The sequence below is a fragment of the Ferrovum myxofaciens genome, from assembly GCF_013181415.1.
Lineage (GTDB): Bacteria > Pseudomonadota > Gammaproteobacteria > Burkholderiales > Ferrovaceae > Ferrovum > Ferrovum myxofaciens.
Window position 1 is genome coordinate 136380 of the sequence record NZ_CP053676.1, and the last position, 24594, is coordinate 160973.

The following is a 24594-nucleotide window of genomic DNA, read 5'->3' on the forward strand; positions in this document are numbered from 1 at the left end:
TGGCAATCTTTTCACGCAGGGGTACGCACTTCCGGCACACGATCCAGTCCGATGACTTTACCAAACTCCCCCGGTGGAATGTGACGCAATCCTTCCGGACGGCGTATCCGGGCAAGCGCCATGAAGCCCAGTGTCAGCAGAATATGCAAAACACTATAAAACCCTTTTCGGCAACTTGAGATGACGATCTATCCCGCTGAGTAAGCCGTTCGCGCACAGTGCAGGCAAGGCCGTCAAAAGCCCCGCCATCTGAACATCATGACCCACCTCGAATCGAGCGCTTGCAGAGCCGGCCAAGCCCATGGCTGCGGCAACACGTTCATCGGCTCGCGTGCAGGCCGTACCCATTGCGCTGGCAGCCTCCGCATCGATACGGCTGCGCTCACTTTTGCTGACAACTACAGGCTTGGTCAGACCTTCATCCAGCACGCAGGGCAACTGTGGAATCGCATTGCGCTTCAGCGCCTTGCGCAAGGTCGACTCATTGATCCCCTGCCCGTCTAGCAACTTCCGATGGATGAATACCCTCTGCAAGAATCCTTGCGCATTCTGCAATTTTATCCGGGGTGATCACGCGTGGCGCAGCACGACCGATTGTGCGATAAAACGAGCAAGGACCGTCCTGCCGGTACTGTTTCGTCCAATTCATCAGGGTGCGGTGTGGAATCAGCAAGGGCGATCCTTCAAGGTCGCGCGCTCGAACGTGACCGTTTGCCATCAGGCTCGTCAGTGCAAAACGTCTGCTTTGCTCATCTCCTGCCGGGTGTGAAAAATAATTATCACCACCCACAAAATATGTCACTTGATCCTCTTTGGTCAGGATGCTCAGTGAAGTTCCGATTTTATCTGCACCATCAGGAAAGCCGGGAAGAAGTGATTGCTTGAACATATCAACTTTCAGGTTGTAAATACAACGCCAATTTTATACCGATTTTCCAATTCATGAAAAAATAAAGTGCTAAACTCAAATCCTGAAAAAATACTCAAAATCCGGTCGGGATCAGGAAGTCTGAACGTGGTTCAGGTTGCGGTGTCCTATCCCGTCGGGGTGGTGGCTGATCGTGTAGGACACCTGACCGTATTGATTGCCGGTTATGTGTTGGGCGCATTGACGGCGGTTCTCACGGCGCTGGCATTCTGGTTCAGTGTTGACAGCATTGCGCTGCTGGCAGGCATCTTCTTCATCGCCGGGCTTTATGTGGCAGTGCAAGAGGCGCTGGAATCGACAGTAACAGCAGAAATGGTGCAAGCCGATACCTTGACGATGAGCTACGGCGCACTGGGCACCGTGAATGGTGCCGCGAAGTTCATCTCCAGCGCCACCGTGGGCGTGGTGTGGACGGCGGTTTCACCGGTACTTGGATTCGGCTTGGCGGCTGGGATGATGGTGGCCGGGACGCTGGCGCTACTGCGTGTCAGAAGAGGCTGATTAACTTCTTAGCGTGCTTTATTTTCCGTTTTCTGAGACGACCCCAATATGACTAGAGATTCAATTTTTTGGTTGATATTTTGCCACGCTGGATTGGCGCGGGCCATATGGCCTTGCAAAGTGCCAAAGGGAGTTGGTTCAGGCGTGAGATGGAAGGGGATATGATTGGCCTCCATCCCTGAAGTCGAAAATGTTACCAAAATCCCCAAAGAGTGGGAACGGATCAGTTGATGCAAAACTTCGACGCGGGATTCTTCGAATTGGGATGGGATATACACGATATTTCCTCACGGGGATCAACCAAGACTATAACCCCAACTCGCTCAATCCGGGGTGCCCATCAGGGCGACGCCCCAGGGGCCAGAAGAATTTTCTGTCATTGATCTGGATGGGCAGATCGTTGATGCTGGCCAAGCGGCGCACCATGAACCCCTGCTCATTGAATTGCCAGTTTTCGTTGCCATAGGAACGAAACCAATGACCCGAGTCATCGTGCCACTCATAGGCAAAACGCACAGCCAAGCGATTCCCCGAAAAGGCCCAGAGTTCCTTGATCAAGCGATAGTCCAATTCCCGGGCCCATTTTTGTGTCAGAAACTCGCGCACCTGATCACGCCCGACCGGAAATTCTGCCCGGTTTCGCCATTGCGTATCTTCGGTATACACCAGCGCAACCCTTTCAGGATCACGACTATTCCAGGCATCCTCCGCCAGGCGAACTTTTTGTCTGGCAGACTCTTCCGTGAAGGGAGGAAGGGGTGGTTTTGTTTCCATCAGAGGGCTCCAGTTTTGATATAGACAAGCGAAAGTCTAGTCAATGTAGACAGACTTGTCTACAATCATGGTCATGAAGCCAAAAAACGATAAGCAATCAAAGCCTCCTTTGGGGGCTCGCGACCGCATACTGCAAACCGCACATAGCCTGTTTTATCAGGAAGGCATCCGGGCTACGGGGATTGATCGCATCATTGCCACAGCCGGTGTCACCAAAGTCACTTTCTACCGGCATTTCCCCAGCAAGAACGATCTCATTCTCGCTTTTCTGGAATTCCGGCATCAACTTTGGATGGAATTGTTTTCAGCGGAATTGCAGCGTCATGGTGGGCATCTGGAGGCGCTGATTCCAACTTTAAAAAGCTGGTTTGAGAGTGATGGCTTTCGCGGATGTGCCTTTATCAACAGCACGGGGGAACTGGGAACGGTACTTCCTCAGGTGTTGGAAATGACATGTCATCACAAGCGCGACATGACCGAACTCATTCAAGGATTGTTGCCGCCATCCCCCAACACAGACAGGGATGCACAAGCCATCGCCCTGGCCGTGGATGGGGCCATCATTCATGCGCAGTTTGAGCCATCGCCCGAGACTGCTTTGCAGAATTTTGGTCGAATTCTGGAATTACTTGGAAATGCGGGAAATAACCAGTCTCAGAAACTCTCAAAAGTGGAAAGTATTGGGCGCTGATTGCGCTACTCATGCCTCAAATTTCCCGTCCGGTTTTTTTCGATGAAGTTCCCCCCCTACCGAGTCTCTTCGTAGACCTGCAAGTTGCAGGCTTTATAACGGGAGACAAAAATGGCGTCGGACGCAAAACCCTCAAGCCCATCGAACCCCTACCTGAATGCCAGAAGGGAATGGGATGAACGATATGGAGACCAGATTGCCAGAGCCAAGTCCTGGCGCATGGCAGCATTCGCCAGTCTGGCCGTAGCTGGCATTGCCGTGGTGGGAATCACCATCATTGGCTCACAGAGCAAGATCAAACCCTTTGTGGTGGCCATAGACAAACTGGGTGATCCCATTGCCATGGCACAGCCGGTGACCGGAAGCGCCATTGACCAGCGCATCATCGAGGCCCAGTTGGCCAACTGGGTATGGAATGCCCGAACTGTCATCCCGGATCCGGTTGCACAAAAGAACCTGATCGATAAGGTCTACGCTATGACGAGCTCATCGGCAGCGGCCTATCTGAACCAGTACTACTCCCAGCATTCACCCTTCGGCGACTTCACCGTAAACGCCCAGGTCAACAGCATCCTGCCCATTAGCAAAGACACCTGGCAGATCTCCTGGGAAGAGTCTCGTTATCAAAACGGACAGCCTCAACCAGTCCTGCACTGGAAGGCCAACATTACCACCGGGATCGACCCAAAACTGGGGGAAACCCCACAAGTAAAAATCAACAACCCACTGGGATTATTCATCAGGTCGGTTTCGTGGACACAGGTTATCTAAGGAGAATTCGTATGTCACTCAAGATCAAATCATTCGCCATTCTGGCGATGCTGGCAACCGGTGGAGCCCTTGCCGGACAGACCCCCATGATCACCAGTCAGGATATTTATGAAACTCAGGATCCTGTCCCACTGTCAGATCGGGCGACGCACGAGGCAGCCGATACCTGGCTAAAGTCAGGGACCGCACCGAACCTAGTGGGGACCAACGGAAAGGTCATGTACCCCTATGGTCAGAGTCGCCCCACCATCACCTGTGCTCCCCTCCATGTTTGCGTGATCAACCTCCAGCAGGGCGAACACATCACCAACATCAGTATTGGGGATAGTGTCCGGTGGCTGGTGCAACCCGCCGATGCCGGTGGGCAGCCTGTTCTTGTGGTAAAGCCCACGGTGGCCGGTCTGGTGACCAATCTGGTCGTAACTACCAAAGAAGGTCGGGTGTATTACCTCGGTCTGGTCAGTGATAAAAAATATTATGTCCCGGAAGTGGGGTTCTACGATCCGCAGCAACTGGTGATCACCATACAATCTCAGGCGGTGCAGGATGCCGATGCCAAAAAGAATGTGGTGGCCACGCTCGGGACTGTGGATCCGTCCAAACTGGATTTTGACTACTCATGCAAGTCTGACGATGAGAAAGGAATCAAACCCATACGGGTTTTCGCGGGCAGCGGACACACCTATCTGCAAATGCCCTCTGACATGAAGTACGGTGATGCCCCGGCGGTGTTCAACATGGTCGATGGCAAAAAGACTGAACTGATCAATAGCCGTCTCGTCAACGGATACTTCATCATTGACGGGATGCCCAGACAGTTCAAATTGGCCACCGGAGTTGGGGATGATGCAACCACCACCTGTGAACATAACACCCACAGCGGATTCTGGAATTAAGGGGCGATCATGGGGAACGAACAATTCGACGAGAAACTTCTGAAAGAGGATGTCGCCAAACAGAAGATGACGACTCGCACAGAGCCGAGACCGGCCAGCAAGGGACTGAGTAAATCACTGAAAAAGGTTGCGGTCGGGGCTGCGGCCGCAATTACCGGAGCAATTGTTTTCGGGATCATGACTGCGGGAAATAAAGGATCAAAATCAGAACAGGCAGACACCTTGCAAGCGTCTGATGCAGGTCAGACGAAACCGGCAATCACAACATTTATGCATAATGGATCACGAAAACAAGCCGCCGAGTCTGGCATTCAGACTGTCGATGGAAGCGGTTCGGCAACAGCAGTCCCCAGTCCCGGACCAGATCACATTGCCACTGGGCTCGGGAAGGGTCCCTCCGATCGGGGGTTGGGTAATAGAAACCGGAAAGAACTGACCGAAACTGAAAAGTACCGGAAATGGAAGCAGGAGCGGTATTTCAAATCTCTGGAAGACGCAGACATGGCCGCCCAAAAGGCGCAGGAAGCCAAACCGGTGGCCAGCAACGACAATATGCGCGGGAACGAAGGGAGTGCTGCGGGAGTCCCAGCTGCGGGGCAACAGCCCGGCTTCCTGAGTGTTTCCGATGGGCTGAACAAGTTGCAGGACATGGCGATAGCCAAGGCTGGGGCTCAGGAAACTGGCGCGAATAGCCCCCAAGGGGAAAACAAGGCTTTCATGAAGGACCAGTCGAAAGAGCAGACCGGGTATCTGGCGGATACCGTACACGCGGCGGCTGGCCAGCACGAAATCTTTGCGGGGTCAGTCATCCCAGCGATTATGCTCACCGGTATTGACAGCGATTTGCCGGGAACAATCTCCGCTCAGGTTCGCCAAACCGTCTACGACAGTCTGAACCCTGACATCGTCCTCATCCCGCAGGGGGCTCACCTTGTCGGTCAATACAGTAGCGGTGTCCAGTATGGACAAAAGCGGGTACTGGTGGCCTGGTCACAGTTGATTTTTCCGAATGGATCCACCATTGACCTGCGTGGAATGTCAGGCACTGATGGAGAGGGGCAGGCAGGATTTAATGACCTGGTGGATAACCACTTCCTCAGAATATTCGGTAGCGCTTTTTTGCTCAGTATACTTGGGGTTGGAGCCCAACTGTCTCAACCACAAAATTCGAGCATTCTGATGGCACCGACCGTGGGTCAGCAGGCAGCGGGAGCCATGGCCCAGGAATTGAACATTGTGGGGACTAATCTGATGAACCAGAATCTGAGCATTCAGCCTACCTTGCAGATTCGACCGGGCTATTCATTCAATGTCCTGGTGAACAAGACGATGATCATGCCGATTTATGAATGAAGGTCGTCACGTCAGCCACTTGACTGGACAGCTCTACGGGACAGCTGTAGGCACCGCAGTTGTTGGTGCCGCCTTGCGTTTCTTGGCCGTCTCCCCGCTACGCTTCTCAAGTTGCGCGCGCCAAGTTTCCAGGGCCATGATGTCAGCAAGCAGTTCATCGGGGTCAGGTACGGCCACACCACCCATGAGCGCTCTGTCGTGCGCGTAATTCGAACACTTTGTCATACCAGCATCCACTTGGGTATAGTCACTGTCATCGACGATGACTTCAGCCAAGCGCTGTGTTTCCACACCTTTGCGAAAGCGCAGAATCACCTTGCGCAGCAGGACTTCTTCCACGGCACGTTCCCAAGCCATGCGCAGCCGGAAGTAGGCCTCGACGGTCTGTTTTCTGTGTCCCTGTTCGTCGCCATCCTTGTGCAGCTTGGCAATGATTTGCTGTTGCGCCTTCAGCGTACCGATGCGCTTGCTTGTGTTCTTGCCTTCAAAGGGCAGTTCGGAATCGGCAACGCCGAAGCCCTGGGTGTGCTGGATCAGACTTTGCGTGGCGATCGGCATGCCAGCGGCTTCGGCTTCCTCCGCCAGGATGCAGAGAAAGTAAATGTCGTGGGTGAAGACAATGACCTGGCGGTGTGCAGCCTCGACCAACAGCCGTTTCGCCACACGTTCGCGGCGGCGATGGTCAAGAGAAGACACAGGATCGTCGAACACGATGCCGCCCTTGCCACCGCTGAGGCCGACTTCGGCGAGGAAGGAACCGAGGGCAATGGCGCGCTGCTCGCCCTCGCTGAGAATATCACCGGGGCTGCGGCTTTGCGGCAACTCCAACTTCAACTTGTGCAAGGCCTTGCCTTTGTCCGAACGGCTCTGCAAGGAGACACTGAGCATACCGACGCCCAGCAGTTTGAATTCCCGGTTTAGCGCATCAGCCAATTCCTTCGAGACAACTTTCTCGGCCAACTCCGAAGATTTCAAGGAAATGGCATTGGTCTTCACGGCTGATATGCATTTCGCGAGCTTGGTTTGGTGGCTGAGCCGAGACACGGCCGTGATAATGGCGTCCTTCACCTGGCTCATCCGGACCCGAGCATCAAGTTCGTCAAACTGTTTCTGCAACGCAGCGCGAGCTTTTTCGTCAGATGCATTCTCCAGGGTCTGGACTTCGGCGTTCAACTTGTTGGCCAGTGCCTGTAGCCGTTCCGCCGGGGTGACCAAGGATTGGTCGGTACCATCCCATTGATGGGACACTACGGCTGCTTTGATGGCTTCCTGGCGAGTGGACAGCGCCTGCTCGAACGCGCGCGCGTCAACGGCGAGCTGCGGATCAATGATCTCGATCTCACCATAGGTCACATCATCCAGATTCAGGGTCATGACCTGCGCGGCAAACGGCTTGTACTCCGCATACAGGGCAGTGCGGCGCGCCTGGGCTAACTTCTCCGCTTCCTGCTGTATGAATGCCTCGAACCGCAGCAAGCGCGCTGCGCCCTCGGCCAAAGGCTGCTGGCACAACGGGCACGGCGCATCGGCACCTAGTTCGGGAAACGTCTGGCTGGGGTGAGATTCGACCGAGAACTTGCGGGCCGCATCGAACAGCTCCCGCCACGCTTCGCCACCGGTGCCCGGCAGCAGGTTTTCGCCTTCATTGAATTTCTTCGCGGCAAGCGCTGCCGCAACCTGCGCGACACGGTAACTATCCGCCAATCCCCGCAGCTTGGCGACGGCTGTCTGGTCGACCAGCGTGCCCTTGCTGGTGGCGTTCATGGCAATGGCGGCAATGCGACGGGCGCGCAACCGCAGCTGATTGGCTTTTTCCTTCGGACTGTTCTCCTTCAGGCTCTTGTCCAGTTCGGTATGCTGGGCCAATTCTTCTGGTGTTAGTGTGGCCAACGCCACGATCTGGTCTGTCGTGGTCTTAGCAGACAGCGCCGCGATCAATTTGCCAACAGCGGTATCGCCCTGCAATGGTGTGAATGCTGTCAGGTCGGCCGCAGACTGCGCATGTTCGGTGTCGAGCAAAGCCTTCAATTGCTTGCAGACCTTCGCCAATCCCTCGAAGACATCGAGCCCGTAGGGGACGTAGGAGAAGTCGTCCTCACTGTCGAGGTAAGCGCGCGCGCAGCGTGAGTCGAAGATGGCCATCGACGACAACTCGGGAGGCGGTGTCTTGCCGTTGGTCCAATGCACGTCCTGCGCAACACCATCGACGACAATCTCGAAGGTGGCTTCGGCAACACCAGCCTTGCCGGCCGGCAGGTTGGCGTTCGGATGAATCGCTTCCATCTGATCGCGTGCCCGGCACGCGCGCTTGAGCACGCGCGAATAACCGGATTTTCCCGAACCATTGTCGCCATAGATCACGGTCAGTCCGGAAGTGCCAAATGGCAGGCGCTGGTTTTCTGCAATCGCGTTGACGTGCCGCATGTTCTTCATGGCACGCAGTTCAACATGCGTCGAAACCTTTACCGGTGCCGGGATCTGGTCGGCAGTGAGCGGTTTCGGAGTACGCCCTTTCGGATCGGGAATGCCATGCGAAAGCTTGAGCAAGGCGAAGAGATCATCCACATCTTCTGCTACCAGCGCCTGCTGCACCAGCAATCGTGCAACGGCATCGCTTTGCCATGAGGGCAGTCCTTGTGCCCAGTTCAGTATCTCCTGCAGAATCGACATGGCGTCTCCTTCAAAACTTTTTCGTTGTTCCTCTTCTCTAGAGAGGATGCGTCAGCACATCAATCCCGCTTCCGGCATCCATCTCGATAGAGGACAAGGCTCATTTCCCATTGTTCAAGCGACGCGGAAATGCTCGGCCAGTAAATAAGTGCGAGATGTAACCTGAATGTGCTCTCCGTACCCGTAGTTGTTGGACTGATTCTCGATCAGCACCTTTATTCCGGCGATGTCCTCTCTGTTGATTAACCACTGGATGTTCATCGTTAGCTTCCCATGCTGGCTGCGCCCAGATCGTGCCGCTGCCAAGTGCCGGCCTGGAGCACGGACGTAGCAAGCTCGCAAAGATGCCCATGGTGCGTAAAGAACAGTACCTGGGTCTGTTGGGCCAGATCAGCCAGCACCGACAATGTGGCTGATGCACGAGCATCGTCGAACTGAACAAGCAGGTCGTCGATGACCAGCGGAATGGCTTCCCGCTGCTTCAGATGCTCTTCGATTGCAGCAATGCGTAGCGACAAGAAAAGCTGATCCCGCGCCCCTTGGCTCATGCCGGCGACGCCGACGCGGGTAGCGTCGGGCCGTTGTCCAAGCAGAACCTGCTTGTCGTCCTCGTAGTCCGTGACCAAGCCACTGAAGCTTCCCAGTGTGATTCTCGCGAAAATTTCCCCGGCGCGCTGGAGTACAGGCCCTTGGTGTCGCTCGCGGTAGGCTTGTACGACGCGTGACACGATAACCTCGGCGAGTCGGGTGCGGGCATAAGTGCGCGCATGTCGGGCGATGCGAGCGATTAGTTCTTCCGCCTCCTGCTGTGCCTGTGCCGCCGCATCGCTACCGTCGATTGTGTCGAACTCACGGTTCGCTTCGAGTAAATGGGCATGGGCGGTTTCTGCTTGCGCTTCATGATCTCTGGCGGTTGCTTCAATCTCGGTCAGCCGTGCCGCCGTGGCTGAGATGTCATGTCCTTCGACTTCAGTCAGAACTTCCGCGAGCGGCTTGGCAGCGCTGCGTACCAATTGGTCACCAATCTCGTCAATCCGGCCAGAAAGCAGCTGCTTGCGTGCAGAGTTCGCCTCGACCAGCGGCAATTCGTCTTGCGACTGGACCCCGGCGCGGCGAACTAGATCCGCCAAGCGCTCGCGTTGCGATGAGGCTGCGAGTTGGGCCTGCCGAATCCGGGTCGTCTCGCGTTCGATATCCACATCAGTCTGTTTGCGCAGGCGGTCCGCTTCCCGGGCGATGGCCAGTTCATCATAGAGCATGGACACCAGATGATCCGCGTCCTTGTCGGAAACCGATTCGCCAACCTTGCCTGCAAGTGCGGACAATGCTTCCTCAAAGCTGGAACGCTTGCCCCGTTCCAACTCGGCTTCACGGGTAAGCTCATCGAGTGCGTCCAGCGCGCTGGCGAGTGCACCGAACTCATCGATACGGGCGTGCGCCTCCGCCGGCAATGACCCGGTAGGTAGGCACAATGTGGTCACCGTTTCATCCCACCGTCTCTGCCAGAGATTCATCTTGTCGGTCGACCGTGCTTGCTGAGAATTGGTGTCAGCCAGATCAATCCCTTGCTGGGTGATTTGCCCAATCAGGGCGGCACGTTCAGTGGCTGCCTGCCGCGCAGCGTCGACCGCCGCCTTGGCACGGGCGAGCGCAGCAGTCAGCAATTCACCATCGGCCAAGCCGGGGAGCCCGCAAGCCGTCAGTGCCTCACTTAGGCTGGCCCGCGTTGTCGCCAGCAAGTCGGCGACCTCCTGTCGCGTCTGGCGCTGCATTCCCAGTCGCGTATAGCGCTCGACCCAGTTGGCGTGCTTTTGACACCATTCAATCGCTGCGGCCGGCGTCAGATCCAACTGGCCCAAAGACTGAGTGATAGCACCCCAACAGATGTTGAGTTGGGCAAGTTTCGCGCTTAGTGCATCGCGCCGAGCGGACAGCGTGGTGCGCGTCTTCTGCATGTCAGCGATACGCTGGCGGGTGGTTTCGTAATTGGCCGCGCGTCCAGCGTCAGCGTGCAGGATGTCGGCCAGATGGTCGGCTTCGCGCACAGTACCTTCGTAGGCAGCAGGTAAGGATAGTCCAGAAGCAAAGGCGGCGGACAGTCGGCCAGGCTCTTCCGCTCGCTCGATGTATTCTTGGCGAACCAGCCTCCAGCCCTCGTCGCGATGTACCCGGGCGGCTTGCACTTGCACATGGGTGGCGATCTCACCGGCGGCTGCCAGGCCGCGCAACTCGCGATCCCGGTCGTCGATATCGCGCTCCAGCTCATCATCCTTGGTCTGGAGTGTACGCAGCGCCTCGTCCATGTGCCGATAGTCTGCCTCGAATTCGTGGAGGGTGGTCGCCAGCGGTACGCGGAGGGCCGCGAATTCGTCGAGAGTACCGTTCCAGAGGATGGATGCGTCGCGCATGACGGTCGCCTCGATAGCGGCAATTTCGCGATCCAGTTTGAATTGCTGTCCTGCCAGGTCACCCTGGGCGGCAGCCTCTTCACGAGCGGCTTCCAGGACATCGAGGGGCGCAGGCTCTGGATGGGTAGATAAATCGCCGCGCAACTTGTCGAGAGTATCTGCAACCTTGAGGGCGCGCTCCTCCAGCTGTTCATTCTTGGCGAGCAGGGTAGCGTACTGCTCCCCGAGCGCCCGTACGCGGGCGGTCAGCGTAGACAGCGGAATTAACGTGCGAGCCTGTTCGGCTGTCATGCCCTGCGCCAGTTCTGGCGCAATCGCGGTCAAATGGATAGCGATGCTTCTTCTTGCGGCATCGACGTCTTTCTCGATGCGTGGCAAACGTTCTATCGCCCCGCGCCAGTCCTTGGTGGCGTGGTGCAGCCGCTCGATCGTGATCACATTGGCGATCAGCGCTTCGCGCACCACTAGCGATGATCGCTTCTGATGCAGCCGTTCCAATTCTGTCGCCGCCTCGCGTTGCGCGTCAACGGCGGTGCGCAGTCGTTCTTCCGCCTCAATTCGATGCTGTGCAGCCTCCTGCGGAAGCAGAGGGATGTGTTCGAGCGCACCCAACTCCGTTAGCTTTGCCGCTCTCTCTGCGGCCAAGGGTAGGTTGGCGGCGATTCGAGACAATAGCCGCTGTTCATTTCTTAATGCCGTCAATCCGTCGCGCAGCGCAGCGTATTTTGCCTCGGCCTGACGCCTGGCCCGGTCGGCCTGTTCCCACGCATGGGTGCTGACCTTCGTCTCCCGTGCCAGTTTGCGCTTTTCTTCAAGCTCCTTGATGGCGACATGGATCACGCTGGTACTGGCGCGAGGCCGAAAAAGGGCCGAAGCTTCACTATCCAGGTGGCCCAGCAGTTGCTGCAAGCTGGCCATGCCGGCAGCGGCCTCGAACAGGCTTTGGCCGATTTCCCCTTTACCCGCCAGCAGGGCTTCGCTGCCCCGGGTCAAGCCTTCCATATCCAAGCCGAACAGGGAACGGTAGAGTCCTTCATCCAAACCTCCGAGCAGCCGAGAAAGCGCGTCTTCCGGCAGCGGTTGATCGGTCAGCTCCACGCCGGTTTCTTCATCCAGCGCAAACAGCGTCTGCTTGCGGGCCTTGCGACGCATGACGGACAGTCGCGACCCTTGGTCGGTGACCAAGGTCGCGCCAACCCGCAATTGGGGGTGAGGATGCAGGAAATTGTCTGCGGTGCGGTCGTCGATACCGAATAACAAGCCAGTCAGCGCCCGCAAGGTGGTGGACTTACCAGCTTCGTTTGGACCGTAGATCACGTGGAAATTCGGGCCGTCACTGAAGTCGAGGTGTCGCTCTGAAAATGCGCCATAGGCCTTGAGGTAGAGACGCGCGATTTTCACGAGGTCGTCCCTTCACCGGACAGACGCGCAATCAGTTCCCCCTCCACCTCTCTCAGGAACTCGGCGAGCACGTCGGGGGCGTCCAGAAGCAGGGCATGTGGCCCTTCCCTGAGTTCCACTGGAAGCTTTTGTTGCAGGTCCCGGATTGCCTCCTCAGCCACTACGCTCCGTGCCGCATCATCGGCCACCAAGCCACGCAGTTCGCGAACCAGCAGGCCCAGCGGATCATCACGCTCGGCGATGCGGTCGAGATCCAACTGGGGGCGGGTCGTCAGTTCGACTTTCTCAATCCAGACTTGCGCATTCGATGCCTCAATGGCCGCGCTGCGCAATTGGTGCTCCACCGTCTCCGGTTGGATTGCGAGCATGCGGTGCAACGGCCCGCTTCCGGCAATCCGGACCCTGATTGCTAGTATTCGGCCTTCTGCTTGGGCGAGCCGACCGCGAATTCCCGCTGTGGCAGCATCCAGGAGGGCATCAAGGTCGGGCAGTGCGGCGATGTCGAGCGACAGAGTTTCCCAGCGCATGACATCCAATGCAATGGCTTTATGCTCCAGCACCGTGCCATTCTCGACCGATAACAGAGAGCAGCCTTTAGCGCCGGATTCGCGGATGTGTCTTCCTTGCGTATTGCCTGGATAAACTACCCACGGCTCGCGCGAAACTATTTCCGCCGCATGGACGTGTCCCAGCGCCCAATAGTCGTAACCCTTGCCTTGGAGGACGGACAGGGTCGTGGGCGCATAATTGTCATGTCCGGGGCGACCGTTCAGGGACGTATGGAGCAGACCGATGTTGAAACAGTCCGGAATGGGGTGCGGATAGGCAGAAGCAAGATCATCCAGCACCGCAGGCGTGACAAAACTCTGCCCGTGTACGGCGACGCCGATCTGGTCGAGAACGACGGTCTCGGGCTTTGCATCTGCAAGCAGATGCACGTTGCGCGGGAGGCGCAGGGACTTAGTGAGCTTGCTTGCCGCGTCGTGATTACCGCGCACAATTGCGACCGGGATACCTTCCTCGGCAAGTTGCGTTACCCCCTTGACGAAGAAGAGTCCCGTATTGTGGTCTGGCCAGTCGCCGTCGTAAAGGTCACCGCCAATTACGACGAGGTCGACACGCTCGCGCAAGGCAGTGGCGATCAAGTTTTCGAAGGTCCGACGGGTGGCCCCGCGAACATCATCGACTGGCGCGCCCTCATACCGGTCGAGGCCGCGCAAGGGGCTGTCAATATGAAGGTCGGCGGCGTGTAAAAATCGCATCTTTTAGGTATCAATCAACCCGGCAAAATTAAGGGCATATCCAATGCATCCGACAATTGTATTGTCATCTTGAAAATTTTGCACTATCTTGTTGTAATTTGACGATACTTGGTAGAACCTATGCCGAAAAGTTCCCACGAGAGCGAAATCCTCACCATTAAGCAGGTCGCTGAATACCTGAAGGTCACCGAACGGACGATCTACCGGTTGACTGCTGTCAAGAAAATCCCTGCCTTCAAGGTGGGCGGGACGTGGCGGTTTTCGCGCGCGGACATCGACCGTTGGATTGCACAGCAGTCATCTGTAGATCAGGAGAATGACAGCACTGGTTCAGCGAAAGGTGGGCGCTGACCATGAAGCTGATCCACAACACTGGCACCGACCGAGTCATTGATCTGATTCGCCCGTACCTCAGGCGCGGCAGTCAGTTTGGCTGTGTTACTCCAGCGTTTTCTCTGTTTGCCTTTGCCGAGTTACGCGGTGCGCTTTCTGGACTAGAAAAAGTGCAACTGATATTGCCCTCTGACGATGGGGCGCTCGAATTTCTTGGTGGTGATGGTGATCGCGCCGCTCGCAATCGCCTGCAGGCGCGCTGGTTGGCAATTCAATGTGCCAAGTGGGTGAACGACAAAGTGGAGCTGCGCCGTGCGCTTGGGCCGGTACCTCAAGGCGCAGCGGTGGTGCGCGATGGGCTGGCTATTCCTGAGCAGGTCGTGCTGGGTTCTTTCGCTTTTAGCACCGACGGTTTGGGATTGACCCCAGGTAACCCGCTGAATCTGATCCAGGCATCTGAGTCAGTCGATGAGGCAAGCCAACTTGCCCGTTGGTTTGATCAACAATGGACGGCCTTGCGCGCCCAGCCCGGCCAGAACCACTCAGCACGCACAGCGCTGATTCAAGCCTTGCAAGCGATGGGTGAATACCGCGACCCGTTCACCCTCTACACGCTCATCCTGCATCACCTGTTTCGTGACAGCGGCAACGAGATGGACGAGGAGCGTATCGTTAAATCCGCCACGGGTATCCGCAACACAGTGGTGTGGAAGAAGCTCTTCAAGTTTCAACGCGATGGCGTGGTAGGCGCTATCGACAAGTTGAATCGTTTTGGTGGCTGCATCATCGCTGATAGCGTCGGCTTGGGCAAGACATTCGAAGCGCTGGCTATCATCAAGTACCACGAGCTGCGCAACGATCGTGTGCTGGTGCTGGCGCCCAAGCGCCTGCGCGATAACTGGACGCTCTACAAGACCAACGACAAGCGGAATGTGCTGGCAGCGGATCGCCTTAATTATGATGTTCTGAATCATACTGACCTTTCGCGCGATGGCGGCACATCTGGAGACATCGACTTGTCCCATGTGAACTGGGGTAACTACGACCTGGTGGTGATCGACGAGTCGCACAACTTTCGCAACAAAGCCACGCACAAGGGAAAAGAATCCCGCTACGACCGCCTGATGCGCAGAATCATCAAGGAGGGCGTCAAAACGCGTGTTCTGATGCTGTCGGCCACTCCGGTCAACAACCGCCTGGCCGATCTACGCAACCAGATTGCCTTTGTCACAGAAGGGGTTGATACCGCACTGCTGGAACATGGCATTGCCAGCATCGAAGCAACCACTCGCAAGGCACAAGCCCAGTTCAATCGATGGTTGGAAATGGGTGAGTTGGACAAGACGCCGACCAAGCTGGTCGAAATGCTGGGCTTTGACTATTTTACCCTGCTGGATCATCTCACCATCGCCCGCTCGCGCAGGCACATTGAAAAGTACTACGGCACCAGTGAAACAGGCCGCTTTCCTGATCGCTTGCCGCCGATCAACATCAAGGCCGATGTGGATCTGGCGGGCGAGTTTCGCGCTATCCGGGATATTAACCAGGAGATTCGACGCCTCAATCTGGCCAGCTATGCCCCGTTGCGTTACGTCCTGCCACATAAGCAAGCCGCTTATGACGCCAAATACAGCACCAGGATTCGGGGTGGCGAGAGTTTCTTCCGTCAGGCAGATCGCGAAGAAAGCCTGATTCATCTGTTGCGGGTGAACGTGCTCAAACGTATGGAAAGTGCGGTGTCATCCTTCACGCAGACCATCCAGCGGCAATTGAGGGATGTGGAAACGACTTTGGCGCATATCGAAGCACATGCCGAGGGCATTGAGGAAATCGACATCGCCGACGTCGACATCGACGACCCGGCCTTCGAGACCCTGCTGGTCGGGCGCAAGGTCAAGGTGCTGCTCAGTGATGTCGATCTCATCCGCTGGAAGCAAGACCTGATCGAAGATCGTAACCGTTTGGCCACGCTGTTGGCAGCAGCCATGCAGGTTAATGCCGCGCGCGACGCCAAGCTCGCCAAACTGCGCGAAATGATCGAGCACAAATGTCGCAACCCCATCAACTCAGGCAACCGCAAAATCATCGTTTTCACCGCTTTTGCCGACACCGCGCAGTATCTTTATGCGCAACTGGCTCCCTGGGCCAAAAGCACGCTGAGTATTGATGCCGCGCTGGTGACAGGCAGCGCTGGTATTCAGACTACGCTTTCTGGCCTGCCCAAGAACATGAGCAGCGTTCTGTCTGCGTTTGCGCCCCGCGCCAAGGAGCGACCTGCCGAGCTTGCAGTGGAAGGAGAGCTGGATTTGCTGATCGCCACTGACTGCATTTCCGAAGGGCAAAACCTTCAGGACTGCGACTGGCTGATTAACTACGACATTCACTGGAACCCGGTGCGCATCATCCAGCGTTTTGGCCGGATCGATCGCATCGGCTCACCCAACCAGAGCATCCAGCTCGTCAACTTCTGGCCGAACATGGAGTTGGAAGAGTATATTAACCTGGAGCAGCGGGTGAGCGGTCGGATGGTGCTGCTGGATATTTCCGCCACCGGTGAAGAAAACCTCATCGAGCAACAATCCGGCAATCCGATGAACGATCTGGAGTATCGGCGAAAGCAATTACTCAAACTGCAAGATACCGTTATTGACCTGGAAGACCTGTCCACTGGCGTATCCATCACCGACTTGACACTCACTGATTTCCGCATAGACCTTGCGCAATATCTCAAGGCGCATCCCGGCAAGTTGGAGAGCTTGCCTTTGGGGGCCTATGCGGTTACAACCAGCATCGATTCCGATATACCGCCTGGCGTTATCTTCTGCCTCCGGGCGGAAGGCGGTGCCGTCCTCAAAGCGGCCGAACCGGGCTACCCCCTGTCACCGCACTATCTGGTCCATATGAGAGATGATGGCGCTGTGCTGCTGCCGTACACCCAAGCCAAACGCATTCTCGACCACCTCAAGCGCTTGGCCTTGGGGCGCGACCTGCCCGATGTCGCCGCAGCCAATCGCTTTGACAAAGTTACCAAACAGGGTGAAGACATGCGTCACGCGCAAAAGCTGCTCGCGGCCGCCGTGGCTTCCGTGGTTGGCAAAAATGAAGAGCGTGCGGTTGCCAGCCTGTTCTCGGCAGGTGGAACGCACGCGATGAAGGGCGAATTTGCGGGCAGCAATGACTTTGAGGTAGTGGCCTTTCTGGTTGTGCTGGGTGAGGACGGTGCATGACGGCGCAAGACATTGTCCTGGCGCTGGGTTTGCCTGACGGTTGTCGGCTCGATCAGCGTGTGCCCAAAAAATTGCTCGTGGAAAATGGCGCACCCACTGCCGCCGACAAGCGCGACATCAACGAAGGCATTGAGGAGATCCAGTGGTTAGCCACGCTCAAACCATCAACCATTGGCGTAGCGGAATTCCGGGATGAAACTCGCGAATATCTAGAAATTGCCGTGTTACACATCATATTGCGGGAGAATGCCAAAATAGCCCGAATAGCCGAATTGACACACCGGGCGGTGCCTTACCCGCTGGTGTTGCTACTAACGATGAATGATGCATTAACCATTTCAATGGTACATATCCGCTGGGCGCAGAATGAAACGGGCAAGGTGGTCTTGGATGGTGAACCCGTTGCGGCCACCCTGAATTGGCAATCAGTCACGCCAGATATTTTCCAAGCCTTCCTTCAAGCCTTGTCCATCATACGCCAGCCACGCACAAATTTGAAGGTGCTTTACCATGGCTGGTTGGATACACTGGTGGCATTTCAGGCAGTCCAGATTACCGGAGTGTTTGCGCAAGGTAAGACGGGTGAACAATTAGTGGCAAGGCGCAAAAGCCTACTGGCTTGCCGGGAACTAGAGCAGCAAATTGCCGCCCTGCGTGCGGCGGCAACCAAAGAAAAACAATTGGCACGACAGGTAGAATTAAACTTGGAACTCAAGCGCGTGCAGTCAGAGCTGGCTGCCGCAAAGGAACGGCTATGAAAAAACACATTGGAATCCTGGACGATGAGAAAAATTGAAGCCACCAGCACCGAAGCGCAATCCGCCGACATCAAATTGGAAAACATTGCCCAGCTCAAGACTCTGTTTCCTGAGTTGCTTACGGAAAGTGCCAACGGTGTCGCTATCAATATGGATGTGCTCAAACAGCTTGTCGGTGACCAGAGCGTCACCGATTGCGATGAAAAGTACGGTCTGAACTGGCATGGCAAACGCCGCGCGCGGCAACTGGCACTTACGCCATCGACTGGCACACTCCGCCCCTGCCTGGAAGACAGTGTGGACTGGGGCACCACCCAGAACCTGATGATCGAGGGCGACAACCTGGAAGTGCTCAAGCTGCTGCAGAAAAGCTACGCGGGCAAGGTCAAGCTCATCTACATCGACCCGCCATACAACACCGGCAAAGACTTCGTGTACCCGGATAACTTCCAGGACAATATCAAGAATTATCTGGAGCTGACCGGGCAGGTCGAGGGCGGGAAAAAGATCAGCAGCAACACCGAGGCCAGTGGGCGGTTTCATACCGACTGGCTGAACATGATGTATCCGAGGTTGAAGCTGGCGAGGAATTTGTTGCGTGAGGATGGGGTGATTTTCGTTAGTCTTGATGATGGAGAGATCGAAAACTTGAGGTGGATTGCTAGTGAGATTTTTGGCGAAGAAAACTTCGTCGCACAAATTTTGTGGAAAAAAAGAAGCACTCCACCTAACGATAAAATTATTGGGGCAAATCACGACTATATTGCTTTGTTTTGCAAAAACTCTAACGCGGTTACCCTGAATCTTAAAGAGCGCTCTCAGGTGCAGATTGAGCGCTACCAAAACCCCGACAATCACCCGAAAGGTCAATGGGCTCCCGGTGACTTAATGGCCAATATCAAAGGTGGCCGATATGTAGAGTCTTTGAACTACCCCATTATTAATCCAAAAACAGGTCAGCAACATATGCCTTCTGAGACTGAAAGGGGAAATTGGCGTTTTTCAAAAGAAAAGATTGGCGAGCTGCTATCTCGTGGCGAAATATATTTTGGTGAAGATGGGCGTGGTCGCCCGAAACTAAAAAGATTTCTCTGTGATGTTAAGGCAGGGGTAACCTATTCAACGATCTGGGACTTCGTGCCGTTTAACACAGAGGGTTCATCTGAGATGCAGGAGTTATTTGGAAATTCATCCGTGTTTGAAAGTCCAAAGCCTGTGGGGTTGCTTCAAGAAATATTGAAACTGGGCTCCTGCAACGATGATGTGGTATTGGATTTTTTTGCTGGTTCAGGAAGTACTGGCCATGCAGTGATTGCTCAGAACTCTAGAGACTCAGGACATCGGCGATATATACTTGTTCAACTTCCAGAACCCCTTGATACTAGTAAGGGCGAGCAAAAGACCGCCGCCGACTACTGCGACCAACTTGGAAAACCCCGCACCATCGCTGAATTGACCAAAGAGCGGTTGCGCCGTGCCGCTGCTAAGGTCAAAGTTGACAATCCGATGTTCTCTGGCGACACCGGCTTCCGCGTCTTCAAGCTCGATCACTCCAACATCTGTGCCTGGAACCCGAACCCCGCCAATTTGGAAGAGACCCTGTTTGCCCACCAGGATCATCTGGTCGAGGGACGCACCGAATCCGACATCCTCTACGAGCTGCTGCTCAAGCTCGGCCTCGATCTGTGCGTGCCTATCGAGCAGCGCATGGTGGCGACCAAGGACGTGCATGCGGTCGGTGGTGGTGTGTTGATGGCCTGCCTTTGTACCGTTATCAGTCGCGACGATGTGGAAGCCTTGGCGCAAGGCATCATTACCTGGCATAAGGAACTCGCCCCTGCCGGCGACACCACCTGCGTGTTCCGCGACAGTGCCTTTGCGGACGACGTTGCAAAGACCAATCTTGCCGCCATTCTGGAGCAGCGCGGCATTCAGAACGTGCGGAGTTTGTGAGATGAATGCGATGCAATCCTACACACCCGATGAACTTCCACTCAATTATCTGGACTATCGCTTGCTTTTGCCCTTGGTCGGACAAGCCAATGCGGCGCTGGCGCGCTACGATGGTCTATTGCAAGGTATCCCTAATCCGGCGGTGATGCTGTCGCCGTTGACCACGCAGGAAGCGGTGCTTTCTTCAAAAATTGAAGGCACGCAAGCCACCGTAGATGAGGTGCTGGAGCAAGAGGCTGGTTTGCTCAAGGAAGGTGAGAAGTACGAAGACATTCAGGAGATTTCCAACTATCGCCAAGCGTTGTTTCGGGCGCGTGACTATCTGGAAACTTATCCCATTCGCCTTGGTTTTGTGCGTGAATTGCACCGGATTTTGATGAGCAGTGTGCGTGGTCAAGACAAAACACCCGGTGAGTTTCGGGTGGATCAGAACTGGATCGGCAAGCCGGGCTGCACCCTCGAACAGGCGAGTTTTGTTCCACCCAACCCACTGCAATTGTTGGATCACTTGCAGGCGTGGGAACGCTATCTGGATAGCGACGATGCGGATTTTCTGTTGCAGACGGCAGTAATGCATGCGCAATTTGAGCTGCTGCACCCATTCAAGGATGGTAACGGCCGTATCGGGCGCATCCTGATACCGTTATTTCTGTATCAAAAACGCGCGCTGTCGCAGCCGATGTTTTATCTGAGTGAGTTTCTTGAGGGTCACAGGGATGAATATTACCTGCGCTTGAAAGCCATTTCCAGCGATGGCGACTGGAACGGCTGGATCGCGTTTTTTCTTCGCGCAGTTGCCTTGCAGGCAGCACAAAACAGCCAGCGAGTGAGTGACATCAGGGCTTTGTATGATGAGATGAAGTTTGCTATCCAGGAAATCACACACTCCCAATATACTGTCCATCTACTGGACGCTATTTTCAGCAAACCCATATTCAAAACATCCGATCTGGCGCAGAAACTGACCACTGAATACAGTGTTCACGAAAAAACCACTTCTGGGCTGCTTCGGCAACTGAAAGACGCGGAAATACTTCGTGAAATTCAGCCCGGAAGCGGCAGACGCGCGGCCACGATGTGCTTCCCGCGCTTGATCAACCTTGCTGAAGGCAGGAATGTATTATGAGCGTGTTGTGTAGCCCAGGTGCGCCACAAACTTGCTTGTGGAGCGTTAATATAATTATGCGCTCTACAAATTCCATTGTCGCGCGTGGAGGCTCTTCAAAGTCAGGATATGAAAGGTCAGATGCTTTGCGGGGGTTGATCCATCGAGCAGCCAGACTGCGCCGACCGTCCACAGTCTCAGAGATTCGTCACAACGCTTGTGACGAATTGGACAACATCGACCAAGCCGTCGTGCTGAGTGATTTTTCAGCCTCGCTTGATGAGGCGGAAAAGTTCAAAGGGCTTTCTTTAAATCTGAACTGGTTACACTATCGCAGCCTGAGCAGGGCCGAACACCGCGCCGAAATAGCGCGTGAGGAGGTCGCTATCGATGCGGCGTGTTGTCTGGAGACTCAGGAATGAAGCTACACTTTGAAGCCAACCTCGACTACCAGCTTCAGGCCATTGAGGCAGTGTGCGACCTGTTTCGTGGCCAGGAGGTGTGCCGCACCGAGTTCACGGTGACGATGAAAGCACCCGCCGCCATTGCGGACGATATGTTCCCTGGTACCGTGCCACAGCAAATGACGCTCGGTATCGCCGAGTCGGACTTGGGGGTCGGCAACCGTCTCACCCTGCTGGACGATGAGCTGCACAAGAATCTGACCGACATTCAGTTACGAGGCGGTTTGCCGCCATCCAGCACTCTGGCATCCGGCGATTTCACCGTGGAGATGGAGACCGGTACCGGCAAGACCTATGTCTACCTGCGTTCCATCTTCGAGCTGAACAAGCGCTACGGCTTCACCAAATTCGTCATCGTGGTGCCGTCGGTGGCGATCAAGGAAGGCGTCTATAAGACCTTGCAAATCACCGAGGAGCATTTCAAAGGGCTCTACGCTGGCGTGCCCTTTGACTACTTCCTCTACGATTCCAACAAACTCGGGCAGGTGCGCAATTTTGCCACCAGTTCGAACATCCAGATTATGGTGGTGACCGTTGGCGCCATCAACAAGAAGGACGTCAACAACCTCTACAAGGACAGCGAAAAGACCGGCGGCGAGAAACCCATCGATCTGATCAAGGCCACCCGCCCCATCGTCATTGTTGACGAGCCCCAAAGTGTGGACGGCGGCCTTGAGGGACGCGGCAAGGAAGCGCTCGACGCGATGAACCCGCTGTGCACGCTGCGCTATTCCGCCACCCACGTAGACAAGCACCATATGGTGTTCCGTTTGGATGCTGTGGATGCCTACGAGCGCAAGTTGGTGAAGCAGATCGAGGTGGCTTCGGCCACTGTGGAGAATGCGCACAACAAGCCGTTTGTTCGACTGGTGGCAGTGAGCAACAAACGTGGCACGATAGCTGCCCGAGTCGAACTTGACGTGGCTACGAGAAGCGGGGTGAAGCGTCAGGAGGTCACCGTGAGCGACGGGGACGACCTGGAGCAGTCGGCCAAACGGGCGATCTACGCCGACTTTCGCGTTGGTGAGATCAACACCGCCAAAGGCGCGGAGTTTTTGGAACTGCGTTATCCCGGTGGCGAAGCCTACTTGGCCTTGGGCCAGGCGCATGGCGACATCGACGCCTTGGCCGTGCAGCGGGAAATGATCCGTCGTACCATCAAGGAACACCTGGACAAGGAAAAGCGCCTGCGCCCGCTGGGCATCAAGGTACTGTCGCTGTTCTTCATTGATGCGGTGGACAAATACCGCCAGTACGATGCCGAGGGCAATCCCGTGAAGGGCGACTACGCCCGCATCTTTGAAGAGGAATATCGGCGTGTGGCCAAACTGCCGGCGTATCAGAGCCTGTTTGCCGAAGTGGATTTGAACCATGCCGCCGAGGAAGTGCACAACGGCTACTTCTCCATCGACAAGAAAGGCGGCTGGACGGATACCAGCGAAAACAACGCAGGCAATCGTGAGAACGCCGAGCGGGCGTACAACCTGATTATGAAAGAGAAGGAGAAGTTGCTGGGTTTCGAGACGCCGCTCAAGTTCATCTTCTCCCACTCGGCGCTGAAGGAAGGCTGGGACAACCCCAACGTTTTCCAGATATGCGCCCTGCGCGAAATGGGCACCGAACGCGAGCGTCGCCAGACCATCGGCCGGGGTCTGCGCCTATGCGTCAATCAGCATGGCGAGCGGGTGCGCGGTTTTGAGGTGAACACCCTCACGGTTGTCGCCACCGAGAACTACGAACAATTCGCCGAGAATTTACAGAAGGAGATCGAGGCCGACACCGGCATCCGATTCGGCATCGTGGAGCAGCACCAGTTTGCCGCCATCGCAGTAACGAGCGCGGATGGTCAGACCATGTCACTGGGGGTCGATCAGTCGAAAGCACTGTGGGAACACCTCAAGGCCGCTGGCCACATCGACGCCAAGGGTAAGGTGCAGGATTCCCTTAAAACCGCTTTGAAAGACAGAACGCTTGTGCTACCTGCGGAGTTTGAGACGCTTTGCCCCCAGATCGCCGAAATGCTGCGCAAGGTGTCTGGTCGCTTGGAGATCAAGAACGCTGACGAGCGTAAGCAGGTGCTGGTACGCAAGGCGATCTATCTCAGCGCCGAGTTCAAGGCCTTGTGGGACCGGATCAAGCACCAGACCACGTACCGCGTGCAATTCGACAACACCAAGCTCGTGGCGGACTGCCTCGCAGCCTTGCGGAAAGCCCCATCCATCGCCAAGGCCTGTCTGCAATGGCGCAAGGCCGACATCGCCATCGGCAAGGCTGGCATCGAGGCGACAGAAAAGGCCGGTGCGGCAACCGTCGTCCTGGACGAGACGGACATCGAACTACCAGACTTGCTCACCGACTTGCAGGATCGCACCCAGCTCACCCGTCGCACCATTACCAGCATCCTGACCGGCAGCGGACGGCTGGACGACTTCAAGCGCAATCCGCAGCAGTTCATTGAGCTCACTGCGGAGACGATCAACCGTTGCAAGCGGCTGGCGCTGGTCGATGGCATCAAGTACCAGAAGCTCGGCGACGATCACTTCTATGCCCAGGAGTTGTTCGATCAGGAAGAACTCACTGGCTACCTCAATAACATGCTGATGGACACTGAAAAATCCATCTACGAGCATGTGGTGTATGAATCCACCACCGAGTGCGATTTTGCCGATGCTCTAGAGAAGAACGACGCCATCAAGCTGTACGCAAAATTGCCGGGTTGGTTCAAGGTTCCTACGCCACTGGGCAACTACAACCCTGACTGGGCTGTATTAGTGGAGCAGGACGGCGCGCAGCGGCTGTACTTTGTGGTGGAAACCAAGAGCAGCCTGTTCACCGACGACTTGCGCGATAAGGAAAGCGCCAAGATTGAATGTGGTAAGGCACATTTCCAAGCATTGGTCGCAATGGAGAATCCTGCAAGATATGTGGTGGCGCGTTCGGTCGATGATGTGTTGGCAAAAGCGCAGGGTGTAGCCACATGAATTTGCAGTACCTGCCAGTAACCCGCCCATTGGAATCCCGAAGGGGGAATTTTTGACCAAACATGAGCATTTAAGGCGATTTATGCGCTTGATGCAAAGCATAACTAGTTGATTATAA

Annotated in this window: 20 protein-coding genes and 1 pseudogene; 12 read left to right on the top strand and 9 right to left on the bottom strand. The window is 55.7% G+C overall.

All coding sequences use genetic code 11. From position 1 onward, the window contains the following. Positions 1 to 11: 11 nt before the first annotated feature. The 3 genes from HO274_RS00720 to HO274_RS00730 are packed head-to-tail and all read right to left on the bottom strand — an operon-like array spanning position 12 to position 889. On the bottom strand, positions 12 to 149 hold the full coding sequence (locus tag HO274_RS00720) for a putative transposase (RefSeq protein WP_273120595.1): 138 nt from the start codon (positions 147 to 149) through the stop codon (positions 12 to 14). Between the two features lie 4 nt (positions 150 to 153). Next, on the bottom strand, positions 154 to 474 hold the full coding sequence (locus tag HO274_RS00725) for a putative transposase (RefSeq protein ID WP_273120597.1): 321 nt from the start codon (positions 472 to 474) through the stop codon (positions 154 to 156). Positions 475 to 481: 7 nt separating this feature from the next. Further along, a complete protein-coding gene (locus tag HO274_RS00730; protein ID WP_273120598.1) occupies positions 482 to 889 on the bottom strand; it encodes a hypothetical protein in 408 nt (135 codons plus the stop codon). A gap of 123 nt (positions 890 to 1012) precedes the next feature. Between HO274_RS00730 and HO274_RS00735 the strand changes: the two are divergent. Further along, positions 1013 to 1429: pseudogene (locus tag HO274_RS00735) on the top strand (MFS transporter); the annotation flags it as partial. 8 nt (positions 1430 to 1437) lie between these two features. Here HO274_RS00735 and HO274_RS13445 read toward each other — a convergent pair. Both HO274_RS13445 and HO274_RS00740 read right to left on the bottom strand, forming a co-directional pair. Next, positions 1438 to 1707: an FMN-binding negative transcriptional regulator gene (locus HO274_RS13445; protein WP_420537370.1), complete on the bottom strand. Its 270-nt coding sequence runs from the start codon at positions 1705 to 1707 to the stop codon at positions 1438 to 1440. Positions 1708 to 1735: 28 nt separating this feature from the next. Beyond that, positions 1736 to 2203 (bottom strand): nuclear transport factor 2 family protein, encoded by a 468-nt coding sequence (locus HO274_RS00740; RefSeq protein WP_273120603.1) that lies wholly within the window; start codon positions 2201 to 2203, stop codon positions 1736 to 1738. 73 nt (positions 2204 to 2276) lie between these two features. Between HO274_RS00740 and HO274_RS00745 the strand changes: the two genes are divergently transcribed. The 4 genes from HO274_RS00745 (at position 2277) to HO274_RS00760 (ending at position 5914) form a co-directional block, all read left to right on the top strand. Then, on the top strand, positions 2277 to 2894 hold the full coding sequence (locus tag HO274_RS00745; RefSeq protein WP_273120605.1) for a TetR/AcrR family transcriptional regulator: 618 nt from the start codon (positions 2277 to 2279) through the stop codon (positions 2892 to 2894). 111 nt (positions 2895 to 3005) lie between these two features. Continuing rightward, complete coding sequence (locus tag HO274_RS00750) at positions 3006 to 3665, top strand: VirB8/TrbF family protein (protein WP_273120606.1); 660 nt, start codon at positions 3006 to 3008, stop codon at positions 3663 to 3665. An 11-nt stretch (positions 3666 to 3676) separates the two neighbouring features. Then, positions 3677 to 4561, top strand: coding sequence for a TrbG/VirB9 family P-type conjugative transfer protein (locus HO274_RS00755; RefSeq protein WP_084189978.1), 885 nt, complete (start codon positions 3677 to 3679; stop codon positions 4559 to 4561). 9 nt (positions 4562 to 4570) lie between these two features. Then, the gene (locus HO274_RS00760; RefSeq protein ID WP_273120609.1) at positions 4571 to 5914 is read left to right on the top strand and encodes a TraB/TrbI/VirB10 family type IV secretion system protein; all 1344 of its coding nucleotides are present in this window, start codon (positions 4571 to 4573) and stop codon (positions 5912 to 5914) included. Between the two features lie 33 nt (positions 5915 to 5947). On the opposite strand, the gene HO274_RS00765 is transcribed toward HO274_RS00760, so the two are convergent. From HO274_RS00765 to HO274_RS00780, 4 genes are all read right to left on the bottom strand, one after another. Beyond that, positions 5948 to 8584, bottom strand: coding sequence for an AAA family ATPase (locus tag HO274_RS00765; RefSeq protein WP_273120610.1), 2637 nt, complete (start codon positions 8582 to 8584; stop codon positions 5948 to 5950). Positions 8585 to 8698: 114 nt separating this feature from the next. Continuing rightward, positions 8699 to 8845: a hypothetical protein gene (locus tag HO274_RS00770; RefSeq protein ID WP_273120611.1), complete on the bottom strand. Its 147-nt coding sequence runs from the start codon at positions 8843 to 8845 to the stop codon at positions 8699 to 8701. Positions 8846 to 8847: 2 nt separating this feature from the next. Continuing rightward, the gene (locus HO274_RS00775; protein WP_273120613.1) at positions 8848 to 12393 is read right to left on the bottom strand and encodes a YhaN family protein; all 3546 of its coding nucleotides are present in this window, start codon (positions 12391 to 12393) and stop codon (positions 8848 to 8850) included. Continuing rightward, complete coding sequence (locus HO274_RS00780) at positions 12390 to 13655, bottom strand: metallophosphoesterase family protein (RefSeq protein ID WP_273120616.1); 1266 nt, start codon at positions 13653 to 13655, stop codon at positions 12390 to 12392. The genes HO274_RS00775 and HO274_RS00780 overlap by 4 nt, the downstream gene beginning before the upstream one ends. Before the next feature lie 120 nt (positions 13656 to 13775). Here HO274_RS00780 and mads1 point away from each other — a divergent pair, with 120 nt between their 5' ends. The 7 genes from mads1 to HO274_RS00815 all read left to right on the top strand — a co-directional run bounded on the left by mads1 (position 13776) and on the right by HO274_RS00815 (position 24476). Further along, positions 13776 to 14006, top strand: coding sequence for a methylation-associated defense system helix-turn-helix domain-containing protein MAD1 (gene mads1, locus HO274_RS00785; protein ID WP_273120617.1), 231 nt, complete (start codon positions 13776 to 13778; stop codon positions 14004 to 14006). Between the two features lie 2 nt (positions 14007 to 14008). Further along, positions 14009 to 17215 carry a helicase-related protein gene (locus tag HO274_RS00790; RefSeq protein WP_273120619.1) on the top strand — a complete coding sequence of 1069 codons (3207 nt, stop codon included), beginning with the start codon at positions 14009 to 14011 and terminating at the stop codon, positions 17213 to 17215. Beyond that, complete coding sequence (locus HO274_RS00795) at positions 17212 to 17973, top strand: DUF4391 domain-containing protein (protein ID WP_273120621.1); 762 nt, start codon at positions 17212 to 17214, stop codon at positions 17971 to 17973. Before HO274_RS00790 ends, HO274_RS00795 begins: the two co-directional genes overlap by 4 nt. Before the next feature lie 24 nt (positions 17974 to 17997). Beyond that, positions 17998 to 19926: a site-specific DNA-methyltransferase gene (locus HO274_RS00800; protein WP_273120623.1), complete on the top strand. Its 1929-nt coding sequence runs from the start codon at positions 17998 to 18000 to the stop codon at positions 19924 to 19926. 1 nt (position 19927) lies between these two features. Further along, positions 19928 to 21052 (top strand): Fic family protein, encoded by a 1125-nt coding sequence (locus HO274_RS00805; protein WP_273120624.1) that lies wholly within the window; start codon positions 19928 to 19930, stop codon positions 21050 to 21052. 206 nt (positions 21053 to 21258) lie between these two features. Further along, positions 21259 to 21453: a hypothetical protein gene (locus HO274_RS00810; RefSeq protein WP_273120626.1), complete on the top strand. Its 195-nt coding sequence runs from the start codon at positions 21259 to 21261 to the stop codon at positions 21451 to 21453. Beyond that, the gene (locus tag HO274_RS00815; RefSeq protein WP_273120628.1) at positions 21450 to 24476 is read left to right on the top strand and encodes a type III restriction-modification system endonuclease; all 3027 of its coding nucleotides are present in this window, start codon (positions 21450 to 21452) and stop codon (positions 24474 to 24476) included. The genes HO274_RS00810 and HO274_RS00815 overlap by 4 nt, the downstream gene beginning before the upstream one ends. Positions 24477 to 24594 lie beyond the last annotated feature (118 nt).